Origin of the sequence: Rhizomicrobium sp. (assembly GCA_037200045.1) — a bacterium.
GTDB lineage: Bacteria > Pseudomonadota > Alphaproteobacteria > Micropepsales > Micropepsaceae > Rhizomicrobium.
In genome coordinates, this window is the sequence record JBBCHM010000001.1 from 661,978 (window position 1) to 683,531 (window position 21,554).

General features: G+C 62.7%; 15 protein-coding genes. 10 read left to right on the top strand and 5 right to left on the bottom strand.

The window, feature by feature from the left end; all coding sequences use genetic code 11:
* The first annotated feature begins 44 nt into the window (after positions 1-44).
* The 6 genes from WDM86_02970 (at position 45) to WDM86_02995 (ending at position 11,787) form a co-directional block, all read left to right on the top strand.
* Complete coding sequence (locus WDM86_02970; protein ID MEI9988977.1) at positions 45-2,669, top strand: TonB-dependent receptor; 2,625 nt, start codon at positions 45-47, stop codon at positions 2,667-2,669.
* A gap of 79 nt (positions 2,670-2,748) precedes the next feature.
* A complete protein-coding gene (locus tag WDM86_02975) occupies positions 2,749-5,025 on the top strand; it encodes a hypothetical protein (protein ID MEI9988978.1) in 2,277 nt (758 codons plus the stop codon).
* Between the two features lie 200 nt (positions 5,026-5,225).
* Positions 5,226-5,768, top strand: a complete 543-nt coding sequence (locus tag WDM86_02980; GenBank protein MEI9988979.1) for a sigma-70 family RNA polymerase sigma factor — start codon at positions 5,226-5,228, stop codon at positions 5,766-5,768.
* Positions 5,765-6,799 carry a FecR domain-containing protein gene (locus tag WDM86_02985; GenBank protein MEI9988980.1) on the top strand — a complete coding sequence of 345 codons (1,035 nt, stop codon included), beginning with the start codon at positions 5,765-5,767 and terminating at the stop codon, positions 6,797-6,799. Before WDM86_02980 ends, WDM86_02985 begins: the two co-directional genes overlap by 4 nt.
* A gap of 88 nt (positions 6,800-6,887) precedes the next feature.
* Positions 6,888-9,431 carry a TonB-dependent receptor gene (locus WDM86_02990; GenBank protein ID MEI9988981.1) on the top strand — a complete coding sequence of 848 codons (2,544 nt, stop codon included), beginning with the start codon at positions 6,888-6,890 and terminating at the stop codon, positions 9,429-9,431.
* Positions 9,432-9,534: 103 nt separating this feature from the next.
* Positions 9,535-11,787 (top strand): Atxe2 family lasso peptide isopeptidase, encoded by a 2,253-nt coding sequence (locus tag WDM86_02995; protein MEI9988982.1) that lies wholly within the window; start codon positions 9,535-9,537, stop codon positions 11,785-11,787.
* Between the two features lie 41 nt (positions 11,788-11,828).
* Here WDM86_02995 and WDM86_03000 read toward each other — a convergent pair whose 3' ends face one another.
* The 5 genes from WDM86_03000 to hutI are packed head-to-tail and all read right to left on the bottom strand — an operon-like array spanning position 11,829 to position 17,597.
* Positions 11,829-12,407, bottom strand: coding sequence for a HutD family protein (locus WDM86_03000; protein MEI9988983.1), 579 nt, complete (start codon positions 12,405-12,407; stop codon positions 11,829-11,831).
* Positions 12,404-14,074, bottom strand: a complete 1,671-nt coding sequence (gene hutU / locus WDM86_03005; GenBank protein MEI9988984.1) for a urocanate hydratase — start codon at positions 14,072-14,074, stop codon at positions 12,404-12,406. The genes WDM86_03000 and hutU overlap by 4 nt, the downstream gene beginning before the upstream one ends.
* A gap of 15 nt (positions 14,075-14,089) precedes the next feature.
* Positions 14,090-14,899 carry an N-formylglutamate deformylase gene (hutG, locus tag WDM86_03010; protein ID MEI9988985.1) on the bottom strand — a complete coding sequence of 270 codons (810 nt, stop codon included), beginning with the start codon at positions 14,897-14,899 and terminating at the stop codon, positions 14,090-14,092.
* Positions 14,896-16,440 (bottom strand): histidine ammonia-lyase, encoded by a 1,545-nt coding sequence (gene hutH, locus WDM86_03015; GenBank protein MEI9988986.1) that lies wholly within the window; start codon positions 16,438-16,440, stop codon positions 14,896-14,898. Before hutH ends, hutG begins: the two co-directional genes overlap by 4 nt.
* A complete protein-coding gene (hutI, locus tag WDM86_03020; protein MEI9988987.1) occupies positions 16,437-17,597 on the bottom strand; it encodes an imidazolonepropionase in 1,161 nt (386 codons plus the stop codon). Before hutI ends, hutH begins: the two co-directional genes overlap by 4 nt.
* Positions 17,598-17,727: 130 nt before the next feature.
* On the opposite strand from hutI, the gene WDM86_03025 reads away from it, so the two are divergent.
* The 4 genes from WDM86_03025 to WDM86_03040 all read left to right on the top strand — a co-directional run bounded on the left by WDM86_03025 (position 17,728) and on the right by WDM86_03040 (position 21,474).
* Positions 17,728-19,083 (top strand): formimidoylglutamate deiminase, encoded by a 1,356-nt coding sequence (locus WDM86_03025; GenBank protein MEI9988988.1) that lies wholly within the window; start codon positions 17,728-17,730, stop codon positions 19,081-19,083.
* Complete coding sequence (gene hutC / locus WDM86_03030) at positions 19,080-19,799, top strand: histidine utilization repressor (GenBank protein MEI9988989.1); 720 nt, start codon at positions 19,080-19,082, stop codon at positions 19,797-19,799. Before WDM86_03025 ends, hutC begins: the two co-directional genes overlap by 4 nt.
* A gap of 122 nt (positions 19,800-19,921) precedes the next feature.
* Entirely contained in the window at positions 19,922-20,470 is a 549-nt protein-coding gene (locus WDM86_03035; GenBank protein ID MEI9988990.1) for a sigma-70 family RNA polymerase sigma factor, read from the top strand.
* The gene (locus WDM86_03040) at positions 20,467-21,474 is read left to right on the top strand and encodes a FecR domain-containing protein (protein MEI9988991.1); all 1,008 of its coding nucleotides are present in this window, start codon (positions 20,467-20,469) and stop codon (positions 21,472-21,474) included. Before WDM86_03035 ends, WDM86_03040 begins: the two co-directional genes overlap by 4 nt.
* Positions 21,475-21,554 lie beyond the last annotated feature (80 nt).

Genomic DNA, 21,554 nt, shown 5'->3' on the forward strand with positions numbered 1-21,554 from the left:
TCTTGCGCAGGGGCGCTGTTTGGCCCGTTCAAAGAGGGCTTTGAATGTCGAAGAATCGTATACGCGGATCACTGCTGCGAAGCACGGCACTGGTGGGCACTCTTTGCGTCGCGTTGTGGACCGGGCAGGCCCTCGCGCAGGCGCAGACCTATGCCTTCGATATTCCGGCCGAGCCATTGTCGACGGCGCTGCGCGAATATGCCCGCGTGTCGGGCCAGCAGATCATTTTCACGAACGACCTTGTGGCCGGCAAGAGCGCGGCGGCGCTGCACGGCAGCTATTCGGCGGACGAAGCTCTCTCGCATCTGCTCGCCGGAACGATGCTCGTCATCGAGCGCTCGCCGACGGGTGCGATCATGGTCCAACCAAAAAACGCCCAAGCCGCCTCAAATGATGGGGCGGCCTTCAATTCCGGCGTCGAAACGGTCGTCGTTACCGGGACAAACATCCGCGGCGTGATCAACGCCACGTCCCCCATCATGATCATCGACAGCAAGGACATCGCCAGAACCGGCTACACGGATACGGCACAACTTGTCGCGAGCTTGCCGCAGAACTTCGGCGGTGGGCAGTTCGGCGCCACGGCGGACGGACAATTGGGCGCCGGAAGCAGGGCCAATCTCAATGTGTCGGGCGCCACGGGATTCAATCTAAGAGGGTTGGGCGCGGACTCGACGCTTGTCCTGTTGGACGGCAACAGAATTGCCGGGAGCGCTCGCGGCGAAGCTGTCGACGTGTCCATCATCCCCTTGGCCGCGATTGACCGGGTCGAGATCGTTTCGGATGGAGCATCAGCGATCTATGGTTCCGATGCGATCGGCGGTGTCGTCAATTTTAAGCTTCGGAAGGATTATGACGGCGCCGAGACGAGCGTTCGCTATGGAACCGTCACGGACGGATCACTGAACGAAACGACCATCGATCAGACCGTGGGAAGGTCATGGTCTACAGGCGGCGTTCTGGTCGGCATCGAATATGAAAACCAGACGGCGCTACCGTCGAGCGAAAGGGCCTTTACGGCGACCGCCTTCCGCCCGACCGACATTCTTCCCGCGTTTGGCCAGTTTTCCGGCATCGTCAGCGCCCATCAGGACATTCTGGACAATGTCGATGTCTCGATCGACGCGCTTGTCACGCACAAGATCACGACGACGGCGATCAGCACCGCCACGGGTTTTCCGGGCTTGCCGGTCCAAGGCACCACATCCAAAGACGATCACGATTCGCTCAATATCGGCGGGACCATCGGATATCGGCCATTTGGCGATTGGCGGGTGGAGCTATCGGGCTCCTTCAGTCAGCTGCACGACGGCATTTCGTATTCGCGGTTTGATCCGTTGCCGGGCGTTCCAACCCTGGCCGACACGGGCGAAACGGACACCGACGGGATCGGGCTGGCGACGATCAAGGCCGATGGGACGCTCTTCAGCCTCCCAGGTGGCGACGTCAAGGCCGCGTTCGGCGCCACCTATAGTTCCGAAACTCTGCGATATAATTCTTTCGCCTCAGGACCTGGGGACATCCCACGCGAAGTGGCCTCGGGCTTTGCCGAGTTTTACATTCCCCTCATCGGCGAAGCGAATGCGCTTCCTTTTGCCAGGAAACTCGAACTGTCCGCAGCGGTCCGGTACGATCACTATTCGGATTTCGGGGGAACGACGAATCCGAAAGTGGGACTGCTCTGGCAACCGGTGCAAGCCGTCAACATTCGCGGCTCTTACGGCACCTCCTTCCGCGCCCCCAATCCGCAGGATTTGATCGAGAACAATTATTCGCTCGCCTTGTTCAACTACGACTTTGTGGCTCCCAATGGCGTCGGCACGGTGCCGGTTTTCGTGCTGCAAGGCGGCGATCCGAACCTCGGCCCGGAAAAGGCCAATACGCTGAATGTCGGCTTCGACGTCACGCCCGATTTCCTTCCGGGCGCCAAACTGTCCATGGACTATTACAACATCCACTTTGTCGATCGGATTATCACTCCGCCGTTTGACGTAACGGCACTGACGCGGCTTGGGGTGTATGGATCGCTTATCACGCAAATTCCGAGCGACGCGGCCGCTGCGGCCTTCTTGGCGAACGAACAAAGCGCCGGCGTGCCCTACTACGAAATAACGGGCACGGGGGCAGCGGGTGTGCGGTACTTTTACAACGCGATCACGCAGAACGCCGCGTCGGTCTTTCAATCAGGCTTCGATATAAGCGGACAATACCAATTCACTCTGGGCGGCGGCGATGTGATAGCCCACGCCAATGCAGCGATCATCAATCAGATTTCGACGGCGTTCGCCAAAGGGTCCACGGCGACCGACCTGGCAAATACCTACTCCAATCCGCTCCATGTCAGGGCGAGGGCGGATCTCAGTTGGGCGAATCAGAACTGGGCGCTGACGACGGCTCTCAACTATTCCAACAGCTATGAGGACACGTCCGCAGTTCCGCAAGACACAATCGGCGCATGGACGACGGTCGATTTGAACATCCAATACAGCCTCGACGATCGGTCCGGTTTCGCAAGCGGCATCGTGTTGGACGCGAGCGTTCAAAATCTCTTCGACACGCCGCCTCCCTTCGCGCAGGGCGCCGGCCTGGTCGGCGGAATCCACTACGACGTGGGCAATGCCAGTCCGCTCGGGCGGTTCGTCACCTTCGGGATCAAGAAGGCGTATTGACAACATGGCAAGCGGGCGGTTGAGGGCGATATTCGTATTTGCCGTTGGGATTTGGGTCGCATCCGGACAAGGGTACGGCATGGCGGTGTCGCCGCTGACGCCGGAGGCCGCCGTGGAGACGTCGCGGATCATCGAGGACGACACCGGTCTAACGGCCGGGCCAAGCGCTGTTTCGGTGTCGCCGAACCGGCGCCGGATTCTCGTAAGACTGGTGCGCGGAGACCTGAGGACCAACAGCCTCATCATGACGATGTTCAGCGCCACAATCGGAGCGGACGGAACGCTTTCGCCGTTGCGCGCGGTTGCTGCGCTTCGCTCGAGTGGATTGGGGGCGAAGGACACGATCAGCGGGCCGCACCAGAATTCCCAATCCTATTACGCGCGGCTGACTTGGCTTGGCGACGACAAGGTCGCTTTCATATGGTCCGATCCGGCCGGCATCAACCAGGTGCTGGCCGTCGATCTCCGGACTGGGCGGCAGCGGTTTCTGACGCACCATCCGAGCCAGGTCAAAAGCTTCTCGATCGGCGGCCGCGGCCAGATCCTCTATACGGCCCAGGCGCGGCAGGACGTGGCGTCCTCCCGGCGTCTTCTTGCCAGCGGTTTTGCCGTCTCCCGCACGTCGGACATCTTTGGCCTTGTTCACGGCAGCTTGGCGGGCGCAAACACGTTTGACTGGTTTTGGAACAGCAGCTGGTTCTTCCAGTGCTCCGCCACGTGCAAGCCTCGATCGCTGAATATCGACGGACGCGCCCAGGATGTTGCACCTGTCGGGCTGGTCAAGCTGTCCCCCGACGGCCGCTACGCGATCGTGAGCGTCGCTGGAATCGATGCGCCGTCCTCCTGGTCGAAATATGGCGGCGAATATCAGCCATTCTTCCGGGACGCGATCGACAAGCGACAGACTTCGGCGTCACGCGAGGTCGGAGTATTCTATGTTCTGGACATGAACACGTTTGCGGCAAGGCCGCTGTGGAACGCGCCGCGCAGACCGCCCCGCGACACGGATGAGGTGACGTGGGCACCGGACAGCAAGCATGTCCTGATCAGCGGTACCTACCTGCCCATCGAGGATGCCGACCCTGCCGGCCGTTCGGGCGAAGCCGCGGCTGTCGTCGATGCAATCAGCGGCACGTATCAAAGACTCCCGATTGCGATTCCCGATGAAAATGTACAAGCGAAATGGCTGTCGCAGGGCCTCATCGAACTCGACACCCGGGATTACGCCAGAGGCCCTTTGAAAGTGAATTACTTTCGCAGGGATATTGCATGGACGCGCGTCAGTGCTCCACCGGACGGACACGCCGCGCCCGGGATCGGCTTTGACGTGCGCCAGTCCGTGGTTCGTCCGCCCGAAATTCATACGCGCGACCGCCAGGGATCGGAAAGCTTGCTGCTGGCCACCAATCCCGACTTGGTCAGCCGGTTCAGATTGGGGAAGGTCCGCTACTTGACGGGTCAGACGACGGACAATGCATGGCAGGCCACGGTCTATTATCCGACAGACTATAAGAATGGACAACGCTATCCGCTGGTCATCCAGAGCGACTATGGAACCTATCCGACAAACATATTCAGTCTCTATGGATTGCGGGATGCCGGAACGGGGCCTTCACCCATTGCGCCCAGCGTGGCCCAGATGCTCGCCAATCTGCAGTTCGTCGTGGTCGAGGCGTCCGTTCACTCCAAAGACCGTCAGATGCATCCTGAACGGGAAGCCGAGCGGAACCAGGCGACTTGGGAGACGGTCATTGGACTGCTCGACAAGAGCGGCCTGATCGACAAAACGCGCGTGGGCATCAGCGGCTTCAGCAGAAATGGGTATTACGTCGAGTATGCCCTGACACATTCGCGGTTTCCCTATGCCGCGGCGATTGCCGCCGACAATTACGACCCCAGCTATATAAACGATGGCTTTTTCGGCTGGGACAGCACCTATGGCGATTCCAACGGAGCGCCGCCGTTCGGAGCCGGTCTGCAGACTTGGCTTAAATCGGCGCCTGGATTCAATGTCGAGAAAATTCAGTCGCCCTTGATGATCGATGCGCAGACCGGCGGCATTCTGTCCCTCATGGGTTATTGGGAGATGTTCAGCCGGTTGAACTATCTGCGCTATCCGGTGGAGCTTTGGGCGATCCCCGATTATGAGCACGCCATACACAACACGCAAAACCCTCGGCAGATTGTGGCAGTCGAGCATCGTGTGATCGACTGGTTCCAATTCTGGCTCAACGGACTTGAAGATCCCGACGCTGCGAAAAGATCGCAATACGCGCAATGGGAGAGCCTCTGCGACGAGCAGCGTAATGCGCACCCCTCCCTGACGCGCCATTGCATCCCCACCAAGCAAAGATAGCTTGCCGTAGGGCGCGCGACCGTCCCTGATGGAGCGTCGTGACGAGCGGGCGTCTGTCACGCCGCGAACCGTGTGGTTGCGGAATGTCCGCCCACGCCACAATACGAAAGAGATCTCCAAACCCCTACGGATCGGCGCAAAATATCGGCTCTTCGTCTGCCCCGTGCCAATGATACAAATCCCGTGGAAGGGAAGGGCGAATGTCCGCGGAAGCCAGGCCGAACAAGGAACTGATTCAGGAGCTGGACGCTCGCTTCCGCGCCCCCCTGATGGCTTTCTTCATCAGACGGGTCGGAAACAGGAGCGACGCAGAGGATCTGACCCAGGAGACCTTCGAGCGTCTTGTCCGGTCGGAGAATTTTTCCGGTTCGGGCAGGGTCTCAGGTTACGTTTTTCGCGTCGCGGTCAATCTTCTCAGAGATCGCAGGCGCAGCGCCGGCTACCGCAAGATGCAGACCTTTTCGGCGTTCGAACCCGAACTTCTGGAAATGATTTCAAACGAGCTCCTGGAGGATCGCGAGCCCGAGCGCGTATTGATTGGCAGAGAGGGCCTGCTGGAGGTCCTCAAATGTCTCGACGAACTCGGGGAGCGGACCAAGACCGTGTTCATTCTCTATCGCCTGGAAGGCATGAAGCAACGCGAGATTGCGGACGTCTTGGGGATGGGCCTCTCCACGGTCGAGAAATACTGCATGCAGGCGATGACCCTTCTGGTCGCGCGGTTCGGGCGCAAACCGCTATGAGCCAAACCCGCGCGGACATCGCCCTGCAAGCCCAACGGATCGCGGAAGCGGCGGCCTGGCAAATGCGCCTGAGAGAAGCGGACCTACAATCGACGTCCGAATTCGAGGGCTGGCTCAAGGACGCCGATAACGCGGCGGCCTGGGCGCAAGCCATTGCGATGTGGGATTTTCTGGGTGACCAGGCTCGCGAGCCCGAAATCGTCGCGGCGCGCGAGGGCGCTCTTGGCCGGGTCAGACGCACCATGATCCGGCGTCGGGCCAGATTCGACTGGCGCCGCTTCGCTGCGGCGGCAGCCGTGGCGATTCTGGCGCTTGCCGGCGGATGGGGTGGTTTGCGTTGGCTGAGCGCCCCGGACGACTACACGACCGCCTTCGGCGAACGGCGGGTCGTAACCCTTGCCGACGGATCGCATGTCTCGCTGGATTCGGACAGCGAAGTCACGGTGCGGTACTCGCGGACGGCCCGCGAACTCAATCTCGTCAAAGGGCAGGCGCGGTTCGACGTGGCGCATGACGTACAGCGACCCTTTTCGGTGTTGGCCGGAAACCAGAAAATCGTCGCAACCGGAACGGCCTTTAATATCGATTTGACTCAGCCGAAAGTGCTCGTGACCCTGATAGAGGGGCATGTCGTGATATTCGATGAAGACCGAAATGCCATCGTGACAGACTCGCTTGCCGTTTCTCCATCTCGCGCGCCGGCCTCCATCGAGTTGCACGCCGGTCAACAATTGATCGCCACAAGGGCTCATCCCCCAAGGATTGAAGCCGCGAATGTGCAGCGCGCCACGGCTTGGACCGCCGGGCAGCTGATCTTCAGCGACGAGCCGCTGGCGGAAGTGGTCGCCCGCGTCAGTCACTATAGTGCAACCCCGATCGTGATTTCCGATCCCGGCCTCGGCGAGGAGCGCGTGACGGGCGTTTTCAACACGGGCGACGTCGCCGGATTCCTGGATATCGTGACGCAGGGATTGCCGATACGGGCAACGACCGACGCACAAGGTGAAATCGTCCTGAAAAGAAGATCGTGAAGAAAATTCGACACTTTCATAAGGGTTTTCTTGCGCGTCTCGTATGTACCTCTTGAGGGCCGCTTGTGGGCGGGCAAGGGGGAATGCAATGAAGATCGACTTGGTGCGGCGGCGGCTTCTGCGCACGTCGGCAATTGCGGCGGCGATGGCGGCGAGCGTTGGCGCATCGGTTGCGCAGAGCGCGAGCTACAGCTTCGACATTCCGTCCGAGTCGCTTTCGGCGGCGCTCCAGGACGTCGCGCGTGTTTCGGGAAAGCAGATCATCTTCAGCGAAACCCTCACGTCGGGAAAATCCGCGCCGAACCTGCACGGTACGTATACTGTCGAGCAGGCGATGGGCCGGCTTTTGACGGGCTCCGATCTCGTGGCGACCGAAACTGCGTCGGACGGCATCGTGATCCACCCAAAAAACGCCGAAGCCGCCTCCACTGAGGGGGCGGCGGCGATCCCTGAAACCGTTGTCGTTACCGGCACGAGCATTCGCGGCGTCAGCCCGGCGGCGCCTTTGATCGTGATCGATCGCAAGAGCATCGATGCATCCGGTTATTCGTCCGTCGGCGCCGTGCTGCAGACGCTGCCCGAAAACTTTGCGGGCGGACAGAACCCCGGTGTTGTGGGCGTGGGCGGCATCAACGGGGGGGCAAGCAATGTATCCGAAGCGTCGTCGGCCAATCTGCGGGGCATCGGCAGCGATTCGACGCTGACATTGGTGGACGGTCACCGCCTGGGATTCGACGGCTATGGCGAGAATGTCGATCTGTCCATCATTCCATTGGTCGCCGTGGACCATATCGAAATCGTCACGGACGGTTCGTCTGCGATTTACGGCTCGGATGCCGTCGCCGGCGTCGTGAACGTCGTGCTGCGGAAAGACTACGATGGCGCCGACTCGGAGGTTACGGTCGGCGGTCCCACGGGCGGCGGCGCATTTCAGCAGCAATACAGCCAGATCGTGGGGAAAAATTTCGACAACGCCAATTTGGTCGCAGCATACGAGTATTCGAACAACGATCCGTTGCTCGCCAGCCAACGGTCCTTTTCGTCGGGAGCGGCGGCGCCGCTTCGTCTCTTCCCCGCAATTCAGCGAAATTCCGGCTTTCTGTCGGGAAGTTACGAGCCGATCTCCAATCTGTCGCTCAGCTTCGAAGGGCTGTATTCGAAAAAAACGACCGATGACATGAGCAATCAATATGACGACATCCTGAACATCGCGTCCAACATCGAGCAATTCAGCACAAACAGCGAAATCGCCTACACGTTCGGAGTCGGCGGTCGCGTCGCGGTGAATCTCGGTGTTGCCGGCTACGACGAACACCATATCGAGACCGACACCATTCTGGGCTCAACCCCAACGACGATCGACGAAGGCGTGCAGAATACCGAGTTGTCGGCCGACGTCGAAATCCAGCTGCCCGACATCGATATCCCGACCGGCGTTCTTCGCATCGCCGGCGGCTTCGGATACCGGCACGAGCATCTCGTCGAGGATTCTCAAAGCCCCTTTTCCCGGGGTATCTTCGACGCGTTCGCCGAGGCGAATGTGCCGCTCGTGCGCAAATCGTCGGATCGGGACGGCTTAAACAGCCTCGATCTCGACATGTCCGTCCGCTATGAGCACTACGATCAAATCGGGGGCACCACGAATCCCAAGGTCGGTTTGGCCTATGCTCCCGTGAACGACCTGGTCCTCAAAGGCACCTGGGGAACATCCTTCAGAGCCCCTTCCTTGGACCAGCTCCATACGCCCGACGGTTATGGTCTCTACCCCGGCTCCATATTTCAAGCCCCGCCGGGGTCGACGGTCTTGTTTGGGGTGGGGCCGAGCCCAACGCTGGCGTCGGAAACGTCGGAGTCCTGGACCGCCACCGCCGAGTATCATCCCGGCAGCATCCCGGGCCTCTCCACAACGCTCACTTATTATTCGATCCAATATCGCGATCGCATCGCCAATCCACTGGCGTCGCCGTTGACCGCCTTCGTCAATCCGCTGGCTGCGCCCTTTGTGACGCTGCATCCGAGCGCCGCCCTCCAGCAAGCGTTGCTGGCAAATGCCATATTCGTGAACAATTCCGGCGGCCCCTACGATCCTGCGAACGTCTATGCGATCGTTCAAGATGGTCTTGCCAATGTTTCCGGTCAGAACATTGGCGGGGTCGATGCCGCGGTGTCCTATGCCTGGTCGTCGCCATTCGGGGACTGGTCGAGTTCGGTCGACGCGTCGTGGCTGCACTTCCGGCAAACGGTAATTCCGGGCGCGCCCAGCGAACAAATAGACGGCACGGCATTCAATCCGCCGTCGTTCAAGATGCGGGCGTCGCTGGGCTGGAACATGGGACCGTGGGGCGCCACGCTGGTGGTGAACCACAATTCCGGCGAGATCAACAATATCTCCAGTCCCGCCGAGCAAGTCAATTCGTGGACCACGTTCGATGCTCAGATAGCCTACCGTATCACGGATATGGCGGGGCCGTTGCGGGGGTTCGGCATACGCGTTTCGGCGCAGAACATTCTGGACCAGGATCCTCCGAGCTTGAATACGGACTCGACCCTGCCGCCGGGGATGAGGTTCGATGCCGCGAACGCTTCGGCTCTCGGGCGCACGCTGGTGGTATCCCTTTCGAAATCGTGGTGACGACAAGGCCGCCGCTCGGTCTCGCGGTCACGCGCGATGGCCACCGGCGGTCTTCCATTCGGTCTGGCTGTCGAACGCGCCGCGAGGCGTGTCAGGAGTTGCAATGACTTTCTTTGTCCGTCTTGCTCGCAGCATCGTACCTGCGCTGGTCGCATGCGCCATCTGTGCACTGGTGCCTGCGCGCGCGGCCGCGCCGGTGCAAATCTCAATGGCCGATATCATAAATGCGAAGCTCATCACAAATCTGGCCATCTCTCCGGATCATCATTATCTGGCCTTTGCGCTCTATTGCCCCGACACGGCGTCCAACACCACACGCATGGAATGGTGGGTTCTTCCGCTAAGAGAGGGGGCGCACGCCATGAAGATCGCAGACGGTGGGGAATCCTTTGGGCCGGATGGCGCCCATTCCGAAAAGCCGGTGTGGTCCGCGCTTTCCGATAAGATCTACTATCGCAAGCTCGATCACGGCGAGGTGCAGATCTGGGTGTCCACGGTCGATGGGTCGAAGACGCAGCAAGTCACGCATGACGACGCAGACATCAGCAGCTTCTCCGGCGCCGGCACCGACCGCCAGTTCACGCTGGACGACAGGAACAATCGCTTGTTTTACAGGGTGGGGGCGACGCGAAAGCAGATCCTCGATGCTGAAGATGCCGAAGATCGCGACAGCGTCCACATCGACCCGTTGATGCAGCTGTATACGCCGCTCGTGCACAACGCTTGGTACAACGGGCGCTTGGCGACGATACGCCGGGATTTTTCAAATCTGATGTACGGTCTTCGGCCGGATGTTCCGCTTGTCCCGAAGGTCTTGGATCTTCGGACAGGTGCGGTCCATCTGCCGAACGCGCAGGAGGCCGCGGACTATGCGCGCCTGACGGAACGGGAAACGCCGTTCGGCAGGGACGCGTTGCAGCGGATGTGCTATCGTCCGGCCGAGAAAGTCGTCTGCGGCGGAACGACCCAAACCACCCCATGGGCCGCCTCGGCCGACGGCAAGCGCCTCGCGATACTCGCCACGACGCAGCACAACCCCCTCGTAACCATGCGAAACGTGCAATGGCTGGAGGCCGGCGACCGATCGCGGGTAACCGCCTGCACCGATCCTCGCTGCACGGGGGCGCATCTGATGGCCCTGTCCTGGTGGGATGACGATCGCCAGGTTCTGTTTATGGGGACGGACTCCGACGGATTCACCGACATCCTGTCCTGGAACGTCACGTCGGGGCAGGTCCGCGCATTGCTTCACACAACTGAAGCCGTCAGCGCGCCCGGCGTGCCGGGGCTCGCCGGCGAGTCCGGCGGCAATTATGACGCTTGCCCGGTCCTTGGCGATGAGGCGTTCTGCACGGTCTCCGACGCGAACCAACCGCCGCAGCTGATCGAATTGAATTTGCGCACGGGAGAACGAAGGCCTCTCTTCGACCCCAACGCCATGCTGCGGACAACGGCGAGTGCCGTTCATGTCGAGCACATGTATTGGGCAGACCGGTTCGGCAGAAGATTCCACGGCGTGCTCGCGCTGCCCGCCGTCCCACATGGGCAAAGGGCGCCCCTTGTCATAACAAGCTATTCATGCGGGGGATTTTTGCAGGGCGCGAACGGTGGCGAGATGCCGGAGTTGGTCTTGGCGGCGCATGGGATCGCGGCGCTTTGCGTTCGCGCGGATGGCACCGTGATGAATCAACCCTACCCCGGCGGCGCGCTCCATTCTCCCGTTCTATCATCGCTGCAGACTGCTTTAGATTCTTGGGAAGCGGCCGTCCAAAACCTGACCGCGAGAGCGTTGATAGACCCCAAACGCGTCGGCGTTAGCGGACACAGCTTTGGCGCCAAGTTCGTGTGGTACGCGATCACGCACTCCAAGATGTTCAGCGCGGCGATCGGAAATTCCGGCTATGACGATGATCCGGTCTCGTACTACATGGGCGGCCCCAACACGATATCGCGGTGGTACTACGACGTCGGATCGAAGCTCCCTGCGCCTTCGAACGACCCGACGCATCAGTGGGATCGCATATCGGCTGCCCTAAACGCCGCGAAGATCACGGCGCCGGTTTTGATCCAGGGCTCCGATGCGGAATTTGCGGAAGTGCCCGACGTCTATGTCAGCATGCTGGACGCCAAGAAGCCCGTCGATCTCTATGTATTCTCGGGCGAGGGCCATCAATTTCGCGAGCCTTACCACCGGCTTGTACGCGCACAGCGCAACCTCGACTGGTTCCGGTTCTGGTTTGACCATTACAAGGACCCGAACACGGCCAAAGCCAATCAATACCAAGTCTGGGAACGCTTATGCACGGTTCAAAATGGCGAGAATCCGAACGCCACGCTACCCTGCCTGGAGCATTAGACGGGGCGTGCTGCCTGCGACGACCCCGTAAGCGTCGCCGGTTAGGCCGTATCGATGCCGATCCAGAAAAGGATGGCGACGCCCGCTGCGGCGCAAAATGCAATCCTCTCGGCTGGCTCTTCTTCCATCAACAATCCGTCACGCGCGTTGAGTTTATAGATCCCGTCGGCATGAGTTGCCGTCATCTCTGTCAGAGCGATTGCAACGGCTGCGGCGGAGCGACGCCGTGCCGTGAAGGCGCCTTCAAATGCGCACCGGGTCAGCTTCGAGGCGAAAGCGCTGCGCCGGGTCATGACATTAAGGTCGGTGATCGGCCCGCCAATAAGCGTTGCCTCGCATGCCACATCTCCCGGAAATTCGGCAGGCACGGACGCGGACGACAGGTCGATGCTTTCGCGGCCCGCGATTGCAAGCGACATATGTCCGTCGAGCACCGCCAATTTGCGATCGATGCTCGGGAATATCGAGAACGGCCCGCCCTGGCGAATCTCGGCAATGCTGACCCGCCAGCCGAAATCGTCGAAGCCCGCGCCTGGCGGAGACACCGCGACCGCCGTTGTCGTGCCGCCGCCATTTTTCCACGGCGTGGCGATACGTTCGCTGGCGCGTAGGAGCCTCACCGGCCCAGTATGCCCGGCAAATCCAAGCCCTTGTCGCGTGCCGTTTGGACCGCGATGTCGTAGCCGGCATCGGCATGGCGCATCACGCCGGACGCGGGATCGTTCCACAGCACGCGCGCCAAGCGCCGCGCCGCCGCGTCCGTCCCATCCGCGACGATGACCATGCCGGCATGCTGCGAGAACCCCATACCGACGCCGCCGCCATGATGCAGCGATACCCAGGTCGCGCCTGAGGCGGTATTCAGCAACGCGTTCAGCAGCGGCCAATCCGACACGGCGTCGGAGCCGTCCCGCATCGCCTCGGTTTCCCGGTTGGGAGAGGCGACCGAGCCGGAATCGAGATGATCGCGGCCGATCACGATCGGTGCCTTGAGTTCACCGCTGACGACCATCTCGTTGAACGCCAATCCAAGCCGGTCGCGGTCGCCCAGGCCGACCCAGCAGATTCGCGCGGGCAGCCCCTGAAACTCGATCTTCGCGCGGGCCATGTCGAGCCAGTGATGCAACGGCGCATTGCCGGGCATCAGTTCCTTCACCTTGGCGTCGGTCCGGTAGATATCTTCCGGATCGCCCGACAGCGCGGCCCAGCGGAACGGTCCGATGCCGCGGCAGAACAGTGGGCGGATATAGGCCGGCACGAAGCCGGGGAAATCGAAGGCATGGGCGACGCCTTCCTCGAACGCCATCTGGCGGATGTTGTTGCCGTAGTCGACCGTCGGCACGCCGGCCTTCTGGAAGTCCAGCATCGCGCGTACATGGACCGCCATCGACGCTTTCGCGGCCTTGACGACCGATTTCGGATCGCGCTCCTTGGCGCTCGCCCACTGCTCCAGCGTCCAGCCGAGCGGCAGATAGCCATTGTTGGGATCGTGTGCCGATGTCTGATCGGTCAGCAGATCGGGACGCACGCCGCGCTTGAACAGCGCGGGCAGGATTTCTGCCGCATTGCCCAGAAGGCCCACCGACACGGGCTTCCGGGCCGCGCAGGACCGTTCGATGATCGCCAGCGCCTCATCGATGCTTTCCGTCGCTTGGTCGAGATAGCCGGTGCGGATGCGCATATCGATGCGCGAAGGTTGGCATTCGACGGCCAAACAGGATGCACCCGCCATGACGGCGGCGAGCGGCTGCGCGCCGCCCATGCCGCCAAGCCCTGCGGTCAGGAGCCAGCGCCCCGCGAGATCGCCCGCGTAATGTTGGCGCCCCATCTCCACGAAGGTTTCGTAGGTGCCCTGAACGATGCCCTGCGCGCCGATATAGATCCAGGAACCGGCCGTCATCTGGCCGTACATCGCGAGGCCCTTCTTATCGAGCTCGTTGAAGTGCTCCCAGGTGGCCCAGCGCGGCACCAGATTGGAATTGGCGATCAGCACCCGCGGCGCATCCGCATGCGTGCGAAACACGCCCACCGGCTTGCCGGATTGGACCAGCAGCGTCTGGTCGTCTTCCAGACGCTTCAGCGTGGCGACGATCGCATCGAAGCTCTCCCAGTCGCGCGCGGCGCGGCCGATCCCGCCATAGACGACCAGTTCCTCCGGCCGCTCGGCGACATCGGGATCGAGATTGTTCATCAGCATGCGCATTGGCGCCTCGGTCAGCCAGCTCTTGGCCGAAAGCTCGGGGCCGGTCGCGGCGCGGATGACGCGGGCATTGTCGAGGCGGGTCATGGCAATCTCCCGGAGTCAGGATTGGGCAAAGGCGATACAGGATTTCAGGATCTGAAAGAGAGAGCTGCGCAAAGGCGCGGCGCGATCCGCGTCATAGGGCGATGGCCAGTTCGTTTCGCTCGCTGTGCCGGGCTCATCCATATAGCCGCGACAGGCCAATTCCATCTGGAGGGCGTGAACGCCTTCCGACGGCTGTCCGTAGTGCCGCGTGGTCCAGCCGCCAGTGAAGCGCCCGTTCGTCACCTGGCTGAACTTGGACCGGGCACAAGCCGCTTCGACCGCGTCGGTGAGAGCCTGATCGCAGGTCGCGTCATGGTTGGTGCCGATATTGAAGTGCGGCAGACGGCCCTCGAACAGCCTTGGGATATCCGAGCGGATGGAGTGGGCGTCATAGAGGACGACTTTGTCATGCCGCGCGCGCAGCCGCCCGATTTCAAGCAGGATGGCCGCGTGATAGGGCGCGAAGAACGCCGCGCGGCGCTGTCCGATCTGGTCCGCATCCGGCTCTTCGCCGGGACGATAGAGCGCCTCGCCGTCGAATGTGGTCGTCGGACAAAGCTCCGTCGTCGCCCGACCGGGATAGAGCGATGCGCCGGAGGGATCGCGGTTCACGTCGATGATGCTGCGCGAGATCGTGGTGCGAATGGTCGTCGCGCCGAGATCGCGCGCAAAGTCGTAGAGGCGATCGACCCACCAATCCGCGTCCTTGCGTGCCAGCCAGGGCGAGATCAGCCCTGCACCGAAGGGCGTGGGAAGCTCCGTGCCCGTATGGGGGAAGCTGACGATCAGCGGCGCCTCGCCGCGATGGATGTCGAGAAACGTCATGCCGCCGCCTCGCAGACCGCGGGAAGCGCGATACCGTCGACCGCGCGGCCAAGTGCGCCGGATCGAACGAGCGCGATCGCCTCGTTCATGTCACTGTGCAGATAGCGGTCGTCGATCAGCGGCGGAACGCGCGTCCGCAGAACGGTGCGCACGCTCTCCAGCGCAGGGCTCGAATGCGTCGGCGCGTGGAAGTCGCAGCCTTGCGCCGCCGCGAGCAGTTCGATGCCGATGATGGCGCAGACATTCTCGCCCATGGGCAGAAGACGGCGCGCCCCATGCGCCGCCATGGAGACGTGATCTTCCTGATTCGCCGATGTCGGGATGGAATCGACGCTGGCGGGCATCGCGCGCTGCTTGTTTTCCGAGACCAGTGCGGCCGCGGTGACTTGCGGCATCATGAAGCCGGAATTCAGCCCGGGCTTGGGCGTGAGGAAGGCGGGCAAGCCAGAAAGGGCGGGATCGACCAGCATGGCGACGCGCCGCTCGGCGAGCGAGCCGATCTCGCACAGCGCGATGGCGATCATGTCGGCGGCGAAGGCGACGGGTTCGGCGTGGAAATTTCCGCCGGATAGGGCTTCGTCGGTGTCGGGGAAGATCAGCGGATTGTCCGACACGCCATTGGCCTCGATCGCCAGCGCGCCCGCCGCCTGACGCAGCAGGTCGAGGATGGCACCCATCACCTGCGGCTGGCAGCGCAGGCAATAGGGATCCTGCACGCGCGGATCTCCCGTGAGATGCGACGCGCGGATTGGCGAAGCCGCCATCAAAGCGCGCAATGCGTCGGCGGTCTCGATCTGTCCGCGATGGCGGCGCAGCGCATGGATGCGCGGGTCGAACGGTGTGTCCGATCCCTTCGCCGCCTCGGTCGAGAGCGCCCCGGTTACCAGCGCCGCCTGGAACAGCGTCTCTGCCTCGAACAATCCGGCAAGCGCGAACGCCGTCGAGAATTGCGTGCCGTTCAGCAGCGCGAGTCCTTCCTTGGGACCCAGAGTCACCGGCGAGAGTCCGGCACGTTCCAGCGCAACCGCAGCCGGATGGCGCGCGCCGTCGACGATGATCTCGCCGACCCCGATCAGGGCCGTCGCCATATGCGCCAGCGGTGCGAGATCGCCGGACGCACCGACCGAACCCTGGCCGGGGATCAGCGGCGTCAGTCCGCGCTCGAGCATCGCGCCGAGAAGCGAAACGGTCTGCGGCCTGATGCCGGATGCGCCCTGCGCCAGGCTTGCCAGCTTCAGGGCGATCATCAGCCGCGCGACGGCGACCGGCACCGCTTCGCCCACGCCGACCGCATGCGACAGCACGATGTTGCGCTGAAGAATGGCGAGATCGTCATTGGCGATGCGCACGCTCGCGAGCTTTCCGAAGCCGGTGTTGATGCCGTAGACCGGCTCGCCGCGCGCCAGGATGCGGCCGACCGCAGCGGCGCTGTCTGCAATGCGCGTCGCGCCGGCCGGATCGAGAATGGCTGCCGCGCCGCGATAGATCGCCCGCCAGTCGGCAAGCGGGACGACGCCAGGCGTCATCATGATCGTGCTCAACGGCCCCTCCAAACCCGCGCCTTGAGGGAGTTGAATCCCATGCGGTAGACCAGCTCTGCCGGGCTTTCGATGTTCCAGATCGCGAGATCGCAGAATTTGCCGGCCGTCAGCGTGCCGATGCTCGCGCTTCGGCCAAGCGCGGCCGCGGCCTGCCGCGTCACGCCGGCGAGGCATTCCTCCACCGTCATCCGGAACTGCGTTGCCGCCATGTTCATGGTCAGAAGCAGCGAGGTCAGCGGTGAGGTCCCCGGATTGCAGTCGGTGGCAAGCGCAATGCCGACGCCGTGCCTGCGCAGCAAGTCGACCGGCGGCAGCCTGGTCTCGCGCAGGAAGTAGAACGCGCCGGGCAGCAAGACGGCGGCGATTCCGGCCTTCGCCATCGCGGCGATGCCCGCTTCGTCGGCATATTCGAGATGGTCTGCCGAAAGCGCGCCGAATTCGGCGGCGAGGGCCGCGCCGTGTTGGTTGGACAGCTGCTCGGCATGCAGTTTGACCGGCAGGCCGGCCTTGGCAGCGGCTTCGAATACGCGCCGTGTCTGAGCCGGCGTGAATCCGATGGTTTCGCAGAACGCGTCAACCGCGTCGCACAGACCCTCTGCCGCGAGGGCCGGAATCATGGTTTCGCAGATTTCGCGGATATAGCCATCCGCATCGCCCGCGAATTCCGGCGGCAGAGCATGCGCGCCGAGGAAGGTCGTCATGACGCCGACATCGCGGTGCCGTTCGAGGGCGCGCGCCGCCAGCAGCTGCTTGCGCTCCTGGTCCAGCGACAGCCCATAGCCCGACTTGATCTCGATCGTCGTCACGCCTTCGCCGATCAGCGCGTCGAGGCGGGGCAGGGCGGAGGCGACCAATGCGTCGGCGCTGGCAGCGCGGGTTGCCCGCACGGTCGAGACGATGCCGCCGCCCGCGCGCGCGATCTCTTCATAGGATGCGCCCGCCAGCCGCTGTTCGAACTCCCGCGCGCGGTCGCCGCCATGGACGAGGTGAGTGTGGCAGTCGATCAGGCCCGGCGTAATCCAGCAGCCCTCGCAGTCGACGATATCCGGTGCGTCGAGATTGGCGGGTGCATCGCGCACGGCGCCGGCGAAGCCAATGCGCCCATCGGTGCAGGCGACGAGACCGTCCTCGACAATGCCGAGTCCCGGTCCGTTCATGGTGGCCAGCCTGGCGCGGCGCCAGAGGCGGTCGCAACGCATTGAAACCTCGACTTAAGACGTAAAAGCCGCCTTGGCGGTGGTCCCGAATATGTCTAGACATATGACGGCAGTGCCGAGGACTTGTCCAGTGGAATCCAGTCTGCATTTCACGAGCGCGCTTCTTGCCGAGGGATGGGCACGTGACGTTCGCGTCACCATCGCGTCGGGCCGAATCGCGGGCATGGCGTGCGATGTGCCCGTTCGTGCGGGGGACACGCATTGCGGCATCGGGCTTGCCGGCATGCCGAACCTTCACAGCCATGCCTTTCAACGCGGCATGGCGGGACTGGCGGAGACCCGCAGCGAGGGGGCGGACAGTTTCTGGACCTGGCGCGAAACGATGTACCGCTTCGTGACGGCCCTTGCGCCCGATGATCTCGAAGCGATCGCGGCCCAGGCCTTCGTCGAGATGCTGGAGCAGGGGTTCACCCGCGTCGGCGAATTTCATTATCTGCATCATGACAGGGACGGTCGTCCGTATGGCGATCCGGCGGAAATAGCGGCGCGCATCGCGGCGGCGGCCCAGGCGACAGGTATCGGACTGACATTATTACCGGTGTTCTACGCCCATGGTGGCTTCGGCGGTGCGCCCCTGCAGGCCAAACAGGCCCGCTTCGCGCACACGCTGGACGGCTATGCAAGGCTGCTCGAAGCCAGCCGCCAGGCGGTTGCGGGACTTGCCGACCCTGTCGTCGGGATCGCACCCCACAGCCTGCGCGCCACGACGCCGGAGGAACTGACGGCGCTTCTGCCGCTCGCCTGGGACGGACCGATCCATATCCACATCGCCGAGCAGGAGCGCGAGGTCGAAGACTGTGTCGCTTGGTCCGGGGCGCGCCCTGTCGCCTGGCTGCTGGACCATGCGCCGGTCGATCGACGCTGGTGCCTTGTGCATGCCACCCACATGAACCCGGAGGAGACGGCACGGCTCGCGGCAAGCGGGGCGGTTGCCGGTCTTTGTCCCATCACCGAAGCCAATCTTGGCGATGGGCTGTTCGCAATGCCGGCCTATCTGGCCGCTGGCGGATCGTTCGGAGTCGGCTCGGATTCGAATGTGCGAATCGACATGGCTGAGGAATTGCGTCTGCTGGAATACGGCCAGCGCCTGCGCGATCGCGCGCGCAATATCGTCGCCTCGCCGGCCATGCCGTCGGTCGGCCGGTCGCTGTTCGAAGGCGCGCTGCGCGGCGGCGCGCAGGCATTGGGCGTGTCGGCCGGTCTTGTCGTCGGTGCCTCGGCGGACATTCTGGCGCTCGACGCCGATCATCCCGCATTCGCCGGGCGCGAAGGGGATGCGCTGCTCGACAGCCTGATCTTCGCTGCTGGCGCCATCGCCGACGTATGGCGCGCAGGCGTGCCAGTTGTGACGGGCGGCCGGCACAAGGCACGCGACGCCGTCGCGGCGCGCTTCCGCGCGGCGCTGGAGCGCGTGCTGTCGCAATGAGCGCCACGACGCTCCACGACCGCATCCGCGCCAATATCGAAACGCGGATATTGTCCGGCGCATGGCGGCCGGGCTTTCGCATTCCGTTCGAGCACGAGCTGATGGCGCAATATGGCTGCGCCCGCATGACCGTCAGCAAGGCGCTTGCCAGCCTGGCGGATGCGGGCCTCATCGTGCGCCGGAAGCGCGCCGGCTCATTCGTCGCCCAGCCGCGCGTGCATTCGGTCGTTCTTGATATCCCGGATATCCAGGCCGACATCACCGCACGCGGCGACATCTATGGACTCAAGCTCCTGTCGCGCCAAAGGCGGCGCGCCAGAGTGAAGATTCCGGAAGAAAAAAAACTGCGCTCCTCGGAGCTTCTGGCGCTGCGCTGTCTGCATCTGGCCAATGGCCGGCCCTTTGCGCTCGAGGATCGCCTGATCAGTCTCGACGCGGTGCCGGCCGCGGCGCGAGTCGACTTCGCCACCGTCCCGCCGGGCACATGGCTGCTGGGTCACGTCCCCTGGACCCAGGCCGAGCACAGGATCACGGCCGTCAATGCGGGCAATGCGGTCGCCGCGATCCTTGAAATCGCGTCAAAGACGGCATGCCTCGTGCTCGAGCGGCAAACTTGGCGAGGGGAGCGGCACATCACGCATGTGCGTCAGACGTTCCCGGGGTCCAATTACGATCTTGTGGCGAAGTTCGGGCCGCCGGTACGGCATGGCCGCTGAATTTTGCGGACGGCCCAATCGTATGCCGAGCCCGATATAACGCACCGGTCAATAAGAACCCTCACCGCGCCGAACAAAATTTCTCCGATGGGTTCGGGTACTTCGCATGATAAAAGCGGTCCATGTCCGCCGATCACGACGTCCAGCAAGACGACCAATTCCTCAAAGAGTTGGACTCGCGATTCCGGATACCTCTCATGGCCTTCTTCATCCGGAGAACCGGCAACCGCCAGGACGCCGAGGACCTGACCCAGGAGACCTTCAGCCGCTTAATCGCATCCCAATCGTTCAACGCCGACGTCAGGGTCACGGGCTTTGTGTTCCGGGTGGCCGCAAATCTTTTGCGAGACCAGCGACGCAAACAGGCTGTCCGCAAGCAGAAGCCTTTCTCCGCCTTTGAGGGCGATCTAATCGAGGCGATCTCCGACAAAATGGTGGAGGCCCGTCAGCCCGAGCGCGTTCTGATAGGACAGGAAAGCCTGGCCGAGGTCTACAAGGTTCTCGATAGCTTGGGTGAGCGGACCCGCAACGTCTTCATTCTGTATCGGCTGGAGGGCATGAAGCAGAGAGAAATTGCGGCACTTCTGGGCCTTGGTCTGTCGACGGTCGAACGCCATTGCATGGTGGCGATGGCGACCTTGGCCGCGCATTTTCCGGGGCGAACGTCATGAGCGATCGCTCCAATGCCCAGCGCCTGATCGAAGCTACCCGCTGGCAGATGCAGCTAGACGGCGAGACCGCGGAAACCAGAGCCGATTTCGAGGCATGGCTGGACCAGCCCGATAATGCAGCGGCCTGGGCACGTCTCAAACAGCCCTGGGATCTGATCGGCGAACATGCGAGTGATTCCAAGATGGTGACTTATCGCCAGGCGGCGCTTAGCGACGCCAAGCGGACCAGCGCGCGCCTGAACAAGAAACCGACACGGTGGATGGCGGCCGTCGCCGCCGCCCTCGTCGTCTCGCTAGTCGGCACCCTTGCCTACCAATGGATAACCAGCCCCGACGACTACGCGACCGCGTTCGGCGAGCGCCGCACCATAACCTTGGCGGATGGCTCGAAAATCTCGCTCGACTCCGATAGCGAAGTAACGGTGGAATATTCGAAGGATGCGCGCGAGTTGCGCCTCCTCAAAGGTCAGGCGCGGTTCGACGTCGCCCATGACGTCGAACGGCCGTTCTCGGTCCTGGCGCGGACTCAAAAGGTGATCGCCACCGGCACCGCTTTCAACATCGACATCACCCAGCCCAAGGTTCTGGTCACCCTCATCGAGGGGCACGTGGTCGTGCTTGATGAAACCGCGCGCCCGCGCGCGGCAGCCGACACCGCACGGATGCCGCAATTAAGGCCCGGGATCGAACTAAGAGCGGGCCAGCAACTGGCGGCCGCCGTCGATGCCCCGCCCAGCGTCTCGCGTGCCGATCTCCATCAAGCGACCGCCTGGACGGCGGGACAATTGGTATTTGACGACCAGCCGCTCTCCGAGGTGGTGGTCCGGATAAATCGCTATGCCACGACGCCGATCACAATCGCCGACGCCAGCATCGGCAAGCTCAGACTCAGCGGCTCCTTCAACACGGGCGACACGGTCGGTTTCGTCGACATCGTCACCCATTATTTGCCGGTTGAAGCGGCGACAGCCGCAGATGGCTCCATAGCCCTCATAAGAAAATGAGTTTGTGACGGAGCAACCAAGGGGATTTTCGAAGACCCGCGTTTGTATGGACGGGGGACGCGCGAGGGGCGCGTGGGCTC

Excerpts from the sequence above, each read along its gene's own strand:
- WDM86_02970 (MEI9988977.1), top strand. The coding sequence starts at position 45 with ATGTCGAAGAATCGTATACGCGGATCACTGCTGCGAAGCACGGCACTG.
- WDM86_02975 (MEI9988978.1), top strand. The coding sequence starts at position 2,749 with ATGGCGGTGTCGCCGCTGACGCCGGAGGCCGCCGTGGAGACGTCGCGG.
- WDM86_02980 (MEI9988979.1), top strand. The coding sequence starts at position 5,226 with ATGTCCGCGGAAGCCAGGCCGAACAAGGAACTGATTCAGGAGCTGGAC.
- WDM86_02985 (MEI9988980.1), top strand. The coding sequence starts at position 5,765 with ATGAGCCAAACCCGCGCGGACATCGCCCTGCAAGCCCAACGGATCGCG.
- WDM86_02990 (MEI9988981.1), top strand. The coding sequence starts at position 6,888 with ATGAAGATCGACTTGGTGCGGCGGCGGCTTCTGCGCACGTCGGCAATT.
- WDM86_02995 (MEI9988982.1), top strand. The coding sequence starts at position 9,535 with ATGACTTTCTTTGTCCGTCTTGCTCGCAGCATCGTACCTGCGCTGGTC.
- hutU (MEI9988984.1), bottom strand. The coding sequence starts at position 14,074 with ATGACCCGCCTCGACAATGCCCGCGTCATCCGCGCCGCGACCGGCCCC.
- hutG (MEI9988985.1), bottom strand. The coding sequence starts at position 14,899 with ATGACGTTTCTCGACATCCATCGCGGCGAGGCGCCGCTGATCGTCAGC.
- hutI (MEI9988987.1), bottom strand. The coding sequence starts at position 17,597 with ATGAACGGACCGGGACTCGGCATTGTCGAGGACGGTCTCGTCGCCTGC.
- hutC (MEI9988989.1), top strand. The coding sequence starts at position 19,080 with ATGAGCGCCACGACGCTCCACGACCGCATCCGCGCCAATATCGAAACG.
- WDM86_03035 (MEI9988990.1), top strand. The coding sequence starts at position 19,922 with ATGTCCGCCGATCACGACGTCCAGCAAGACGACCAATTCCTCAAAGAG.
- WDM86_03040 (MEI9988991.1), top strand. The coding sequence starts at position 20,467 with ATGAGCGATCGCTCCAATGCCCAGCGCCTGATCGAAGCTACCCGCTGG.